The 6,778-nt window shown below is 71.3% G+C and carries 7 protein-coding genes; 6 read left to right on the top strand and 1 reads right to left on the bottom strand.

Annotated features, from left to right (window positions below; genetic code table 11):
* The 6 genes from metG to DEIPI_RS0102135 all read left to right on the top strand — a co-directional run.
* The coding region (metG, locus tag DEIPI_RS27825; RefSeq protein ID WP_045233464.1) for a methionine--tRNA ligase subunit beta at positions 1–400 on the top strand (400 nt) is incomplete at its 5' end.
* Positions 401–507: 107 nt separating this feature from the next.
* Complete coding sequence (locus DEIPI_RS27820; RefSeq protein WP_052351579.1) at positions 508–966, top strand: MarR family winged helix-turn-helix transcriptional regulator; 459 nt, start codon at positions 508–510, stop codon at positions 964–966.
* Positions 963–2,417 carry an MFS transporter gene (locus DEIPI_RS0102150; RefSeq protein WP_027480694.1) on the top strand — a complete coding sequence of 485 codons (1,455 nt, stop codon included), beginning with the start codon at positions 963–965 and terminating at the stop codon, positions 2,415–2,417. Before DEIPI_RS27820 ends, DEIPI_RS0102150 begins: the two co-directional genes overlap by 4 nt.
* 112 nt (positions 2,418–2,529) lie before the next feature.
* Positions 2,530–3,387 carry an ABC transporter permease gene (locus DEIPI_RS0102145; protein ID WP_084473887.1) on the top strand — a complete coding sequence of 286 codons (858 nt, stop codon included), beginning with the start codon at positions 2,530–2,532 and terminating at the stop codon, positions 3,385–3,387.
* Complete coding sequence (locus DEIPI_RS0102140; protein WP_045233463.1) at positions 3,387–4,196, top strand: ABC transporter permease; 810 nt, start codon at positions 3,387–3,389, stop codon at positions 4,194–4,196. Before DEIPI_RS0102145 ends, DEIPI_RS0102140 begins: the two co-directional genes overlap by 1 nt.
* Positions 4,197–4,220: 24 nt before the next feature.
* Entirely contained in the window at positions 4,221–5,198 is a 978-nt protein-coding gene (locus DEIPI_RS0102135; protein WP_027480691.1) for an ABC transporter ATP-binding protein, read from the top strand.
* Positions 5,199–5,247: 49 nt separating this feature from the next.
* Here DEIPI_RS0102135 and DEIPI_RS27815 read toward each other — a convergent pair whose 3' ends face one another.
* On the bottom strand, positions 5,248–6,720 hold the full coding sequence (locus DEIPI_RS27815) for a glycoside hydrolase family 13 protein (RefSeq protein WP_052351578.1): 1,473 nt from the start codon (positions 6,718–6,720) through the stop codon (positions 5,248–5,250).
* Positions 6,721–6,778: the final 58 nt, after the last annotated feature.

The following is a 6,778-nucleotide window of genomic DNA, read 5'->3' as shown; positions in this document are numbered from 1 at the left end:
GAAGACCGCCGCGCCCGCCGCGCAGCCCGCCACCCCCGCGCCCGCCCAGCCCGAAGGGGCGGCGCCGGAGACGAACGAGATCACCATCGACGACTTCGCCCGCATGGAGCTCCGCATCGCGGAGGTCGTGGCGGCGGAGGCGGTCGAGAAGGCCGACAAGCTCCTCAAGCTCACCGTGCGTCTCGGCGACGAGGAACGCACCGTCGTGAGCGGCATCCGCAGGTGGTTCTCCCCGCAGGACCTCGTGGGCCGCAAGGTGGTGCTCGTCGCGAACCTGAAACCCGTGAAGCTCCGGGGCATCCTGTCGCAGGGCATGATCCTCGCGGCGGAGGACGCCGAGGGCAACCTCGACCTCGTCGGGACGAGGCTGGACCTGCCGAGCGGCACGAAGGTCCGCTGAGCGAGGACGGACGAGGAGGGGGCGGCCCGTGGGCCGCCCCTTCGCGTGATGGGAGAAAGGTGAGGCGCATTTACTTTATACTTCAACTATAGAGCTATAAAGGACCCATGAGTTCCGGTCTTCCCCTCTCCACCCGCGTGTGGATCGACCTCGACCGCGTCCACAGCCTCCTCTCGCGCCGCATCCACGGCCGCATGGCCGAGTACGGCCTCACCGTCCCGCAGTACCGCGTCCTGCGCCGCCTCGGCGAGGACGGCCCCCGCGCGCCCGGCGCCCTCGCGAGCGACATGGGCGTCACCGCCGGGAACCTCACCGGCGTCCTCGACCGCATGGAACAGCAGGGCCTCCTCACCCGCGCCCGCCACGAGGACGACCGCCGCAGCGTCGTCGCGCGTCTCACGCCCCGCGGCGAGGCCGAGTACGCCCGCATCGTCCCCGAGGTCCGCGCGTACGTCGCGGGACTCCTCTCCCCCCTCGACGAGCGCGACCTCGCGCACCTCCAGGGCGTCCTGGAGCGCCTCGACGCTCACCTGTGCGCCGACGCCGCCGAGGAGGTGAGCGCGTGAGCCTCCACCACCGCGTCCCCTACAAGTGGCTCGCGCTGAGCGTCACCAGCCTCGGCGCGCTCATGGCCAGCATGAACTCCGGCACGCTCATCATCGCGCTGCCCACCCTGCTGCGCGACCTGCACACCAGCCTGCTGAGCCTCATCTGGGTGCTGCTCGCGTACAACGTCACCCAGACCGTCCTCGTGCTCAACGTCGGACGGCTCGGCGACATGTACGGCCGCAAGCGCCTCTACGTCCTCGGCTTCGCCCTGTTCACCCTCGCCGCGCTCGTCGCGGGCTTCACCGGCAGCGTCGGGCTGCTCATCGCGCTGCGCGTCCTGCAGGGCGTCGGCGGGGCGTTCATGATGGCGAACTCCAGCGCCATCGTCACCGACGCCTTCCCCCGCGAGGAACTCGGCCTCGCCATCGGCACGAACCAGATGATGGTGGCGGTCGGCAGCATCCTCGGGCCCATCGTGGGAGGGTGGCTCACGTCGCTCGGCTGGCAGTGGGTCTTCTGGTTCAACGTGCCGCTCGGCATCGTCGGCACCGTCTGGGCGCTCGCCACGCTCCGCGAGGGCGGTCGGGGCCGCGACCGCCGCGACCGCGTGGACGTCTGGGGCAACGTCACGTACGCGGCGGGCTTCGCCCTCCTGATGATCGGGCTCTCCCAGGGCGGCATCGAATCCTGGCGGGGCGTCACGCCCTACCTGCTCGCGGGCCTCGCCGGGCTCGGCGCGTTCCTCGCGATCCAGACGCGCGTGCGCGCGCCCATGCTGGACCTGCGTCTCTTCCGCGACGCGAGCTTCAGCCTCAACAACGCGAGCGTGTTCCTCAACTCCATCGCGCGCATGGCGCTCACGTTCCTGTTCGTCTTCTACTTCCAGGGCGCGCAGGGCATCGACGCGGTCGTCGCGGGCGTCCTGCTCGCGCCCGTCGCGGTGGGCCTCCTGATCGCCTCGCCCCTCGCGGGGCGCGTCGCGGACCGCGCCGACCCCCTCCTGCTGATCCGCTGGGGCCTCGCGCTCAACACCCTCGCGCTCGCGGGCTTCGCCCTCACCCTCGACCTGCACACGCCCTACTGGCTCGACGCCGCGCTGATGTTCCTCGCGGGCGTCGGGAGCGGCCTGTTCAACTCCCCGAACTCCAGCGTCATCATGGGCAGCGTCGCGCCCGACCGGCGCGGCGTCGCGGCGGGCGTGCGCAGCCTGCTGATGAGCGTCGGCGGCGTCGTCGCGATCATCTTCACCCTCAGCATCGTCGTGTCGAACATCCCGCGCGACGTGATGCTCGAGGTGTTCAGCGGGCTCGCCAGCAACCTCCCCGCCAGCACCCTGGAGCCCTTCGTCCACGGCCTGCGCGAGGCCTTCTGGATGCTCGCGGCGCTCAGCGCGCTCAGCGTGGTCCTCGCGCTCCTCACGCCCCGCGCGCGGCCCACCCCTGCCACCTCGCCCGTCGCGGCGGACTGAGCCCGAAGGTAAGGAAAGGAAGGCGGCGACTCCACCGGGAGTCGCCGCCTTTCCACACTCCGCCAAACTGCCGATGGTGCCCCCGCTCACACTGGAGTACGCTGGGCGGTCCATGACCTCACCTCCCGCCCTTCCGTCCGCCTCCGCGCCCGGCGCGCGCGGGGAGCTCCTCGCGTCCGCGCGCCTCTTCGTGGAGGTCGCCCGGCTGGCTCTGAGACGGCAGCTCGCCTACCGCGCCGCCGCCTTCGCGGGCCTCGTCACGAACCTGTTCTTCGGGCTGCTGCGCTCCAGCGTGCTGCTCGCGCTGCTCGCCGGGCAGGACAGCGCGTACGGGCTCGGCGCGCGTGACCTCGTCACGTACACGGCCCTCACGCAGGGCCTGATCGTGTACCTCTCGCTGTTCGGCTGGTGGGACCTCATGCAGAACGTCTACCGCGGCGACGTCGCCACCGACCTCATGCGGCCCATGAGCTTCTACGGCTTCTGGCTCGCGCAGGACGCCGGGCGCGCGCTCGCCGGGCTCCTCATGCGCGGGCTGCCGCTCGTCCTCGCGTACGCCCTGTTCTTCCCCATCGTGACGCCCACGAGCCCGACCGGGTGGGCGGCCTTTCTCGTGTCCCTGCTGCTCGCGGGCCTGCTGAGCTTCGCGTACCGCTTCCTCGTGAACCTCGCGGCGTTCTGGTCGCCCGACGCGCGCGGCATCGGACGCTTCGCCTTCACCATCGTCGGGCTGCTCTCCGGCTTCCTGATGCCGCTCGCGTTCCTGCCGGGCTGGCTGCGCGAGGCGGCGGGCTTCACGCCGTTCCCGCACATGGTCGGTACGGTCGTGGACGTCTGGCTGGGCAAACTTCAGGGCGCGGCCCTCGCGCGCGCGCTGTGCGAGCAGGCCGCGTGGACGGTGGCGCTCGTGCTGCTCGGACGCTGGCTGCTCGGACGCGCCCGGCGCCGCCTCGAGATCGGGGGCGGCTGATGCTCGCGCACCTGGGTCTCTACCGCCGCCTCGTGCTGGCGCAGGTGCGGTCCCAGCTGCGCTACCGCGCGTCGTTCGTGATGGACGTCCTCGCGGTGATGGTCACGTCGGGGGCGGAGTTCGCGGCGGTCGGACTGGTGTTCGCGTCCTTCGACCGGGTGGGCGGGTGGCGGCTCGGCGAGGTGGCGTTCCTGTACGGCCTCGTGGAGCTCTCCTTCGGGCTGATGGACCTCGTGTTCGGCGGCTTCGACCCGGACTTCATGGGCGCGGCCGTCCGCAGGGGCGAGCTCGACAAGCTGCTGCTGCGCCCCGCGCCGCTCGCGCTGCAGGTGTTCGGGTCGGAGTTCCAGCTCCGCAGGCTCGGCAAGGTCCTCGTGGGCACGCTGATCTTCGCGCTGGCCGTGTCGCTCGCGGGCATCGACTGGACGCCCGCGAAGGTGCTGTACCTGCCGCTCGTGGTGCTCGGCATGATCATGTTCTTCGGCGGGCTCTTCGTGATCGGCGGGACCATCACCTTCTGGACGGTGGAGAGCGTCCAGGCGATGAACGTCCTCACGTACGGCGGCCTGACGCTGATGTCGTACCCCATGACCGTCTACACGGCGTCCCTGCGGCGGCTCTTCACGTACGTCGTGCCCGCCGCGTTCCTGAACTACTACCCCGCGCTGTACTTCCTCGGGCGGCCCGATCCGTTCGGCCTGCCGGGCTTCGCGCCGTTCCTCGCGCCGCTCGTCGGCGCCTTCACGCTCGCGGCGGCCTTCGTCTTCTGGCGCTTCGGTCTGCGGCACTACGGCAGCACGGGCACCTGAACCCCTCACATCACGGGAGCCATCATGATCGAAGTCGAGCACCTCTCCAAGCACTTCACCCTGCGCGCCCCCACCGGGGGTGGGGGCGCCCTGCGGTCCTTCCTGTCGCGCGAGCGGCGCGTGGTGCGCGCCGTGGACGACCTCAGCTTCCGCGTGGGGGCGGGCGAGATCGTCGGGTACCTCGGCCCGAACGGCGCGGGCAAGTCCACCACCATCAAGATGCTCACGGGCCTGCTCGTGCCCACCTCGGGAGACCTGCGCGTGGACGGCGTGGTGCCGTGGCGCGCGCGGCGCACGTACGTCGCGCGGATCGGCGCGGTGTTCGGGCAGCGCACGACCCTGTGGTGGGACCTGCCCGTGATCGAGTCGCTCGAACTGCTCGGGCACGTCTACCGCGTGCCCCCGGGGCGCCTGCGCTCGAACCTGCGCGAGTTCGGGGAACTGCTCGGGCTCGGGGAGTTCCTGCACACGCCCGTGCGGGCCCTCTCCCTCGGACAGCGGATGCGCGCGGACCTGTGCGCCGCGCTGCTGCACGACCCGCACCTGCTGTTCCTCGACGAGCCCACCATCGGACTCGACGTCGTCGCGAAGGAACGTATCCGCGAGTTCGTGCGGCGCGTGAACCGCGAGCGAGGCACGACCGTGCTGCTCACCACGCACGACCTCGCGGACGTGCAGAAGCTGTGCCGCCGCGTCATGATCATCGACCACGGCCGCCTGCTGTACGACGGTGACCTCGGCGCGCTGCAGGACCGCTTCGGCGGGGAGCGGCGGCTCGTCGTGGACCTCGCGGAGGCCGCCGACGTCGAGGTGGAGGGCGCGCGCGTCGTGGAGCGCGACGGGCCACGCGTGACGCTCGCGTTCCGCCGCGAGGACGTCAGCGCGTCCGACCTGATCCGCCGCGTCACCGAACGGCACGCCGTGCGGGACCTCAGCGTGCTGGAGCCCGACATCGAGGGCACCGTCCGCGAGATCTACGAGAAGAACCTGCTCGGCGCGTGAAGGGAGGCGGGGCCGGGCACTCAGCCCGGCCCCGCCCGCACGTCGCCGCTTAGACGTCCTGCGCGACCAGCACCATCCCGGCGCGCGGCTCCAGCGAGAACGTGTGGTGCTCGCCGAACCGCACCGTCTCCCCCGACACGACGTCCGTGTACGTGCCCGGCACGAGCCCCGCGAGGTACACCACCTGACGCGCGCGGTCCGCGTTGAGCAGCACGTACGCCGCCCGCCCATCCAGCACACGCCGGAACGCGAGGGTCTCCCCGAAGGCGGTGAGCACCTCGAACGAGCCGCGCGAGAGCACGCGGTGCTCGCGGCGCGCATGCGCGAGTCGGCGGGTGAGTTCCAGCGTCACGTGATCCCAGGTCCGCTCGTCCCAGGGGAAGGCGCGGCGGCAGTCCGGGTCCGGGCCGCCCGCGAGGCCCACCTCGTCGCCGTAGTACACGCAGGGCGCGCCGACATAGGTCATCTGGAAGATCGTCGCGAGACGGAAGGCCGTCTCGTCACCGCCGACGGCGGTGCGGAACCTGGCCGTGTCGTGCGAGTCGAGCAGGTTGAGCTGCGCCAGCGTGATCTCCTCGGGGTACATCTGCGCGACGCGGCTCATGCGCTCCGCGAAGGCGGGCGCGTCCATGGGATGCACGACGCCCGTGCCGCTCGCCTCGTTCATGCGCTGGTCGATGGTGCGCGCCCCGAAGAAGGCCAGGCAGGGCCGCGTGAACAGGTAGTTCATCACCGCGTCGAACTGGTCGCCGGAAAGCCAGCGCGACGCGTCGTGCCAGATCTCCCCGACGATGTAGGCGTCGGGGTTCACGGCCTTGACGCGGCGGCGGAACTCGCGCCAGAACTCGTCGTCGTCGATCTCGTTGGGCACGTCGAGACGCCAGCCGTCCACGCCCTGCTCGATCCAGTACGTCCCCACGTCCCACAGGAACTCGCGCACGGCGGGCGTGTCCGTGTTGAACTTCGGCAGGGCGCGGTTGTCCCACCAGCCCTTGTAGTTCGCGGGGCGCGCGCCGTCGTACGGGGAGAGCGGGAAGCGCTCCACGTGGAACCAGTCGAGGTACGCGCTGTGCTCGCCGTTCTCGAGAATGTCGTTGAACTGGAAGAAGCCGCGCGACGAGTGGTTGAACACCCCGTCGAGGACGACCTTCATGCCGCGCGCGTGCGCCTCGCGGATCAGCTCGCGCAGCGCCTCGTTGCCGCCCAGCATGGGGTCCACGCGGTAGTAGTCGTGCGTGTGGTAGCGGTGGTTGCTGGCCGACTGGAACACCGGGCAGAAGTAGATGGCGTTCACGCCGAGCGCCGCGAGGTGGTCGAGGCGCTCCACCACGCCGAGCAGGTCACCGCCCTGGTACCGGTGCGGATGCGGGCGCTCCCCCCACGGCTGGAGGTGCGCGGCCTTCGGGACGCGCCCACTCCTCGCGAAGCGGTCCGGGAAGATCTGGTAGAAGACGGCGTCCTTCACCCAGTCGGGCGTGGCGAAGGCGGCGGCGGGGGCGGCCTCGGTGCGGTCGGTGCTCACGCGGGGCAGTCTACCAATCCGCGCGGGCGCGCGCGGTCAGCGGGAGCCCCGTCCGGCC

The sequence above is a fragment of the Deinococcus pimensis DSM 21231 genome, from assembly GCF_000519345.1.
Lineage (GTDB): Bacteria > Deinococcota > Deinococci > Deinococcales > Deinococcaceae > Deinococcus_A > Deinococcus_A pimensis.
This window is presented reverse-complemented; position numbering and strand designations above follow the sequence as displayed.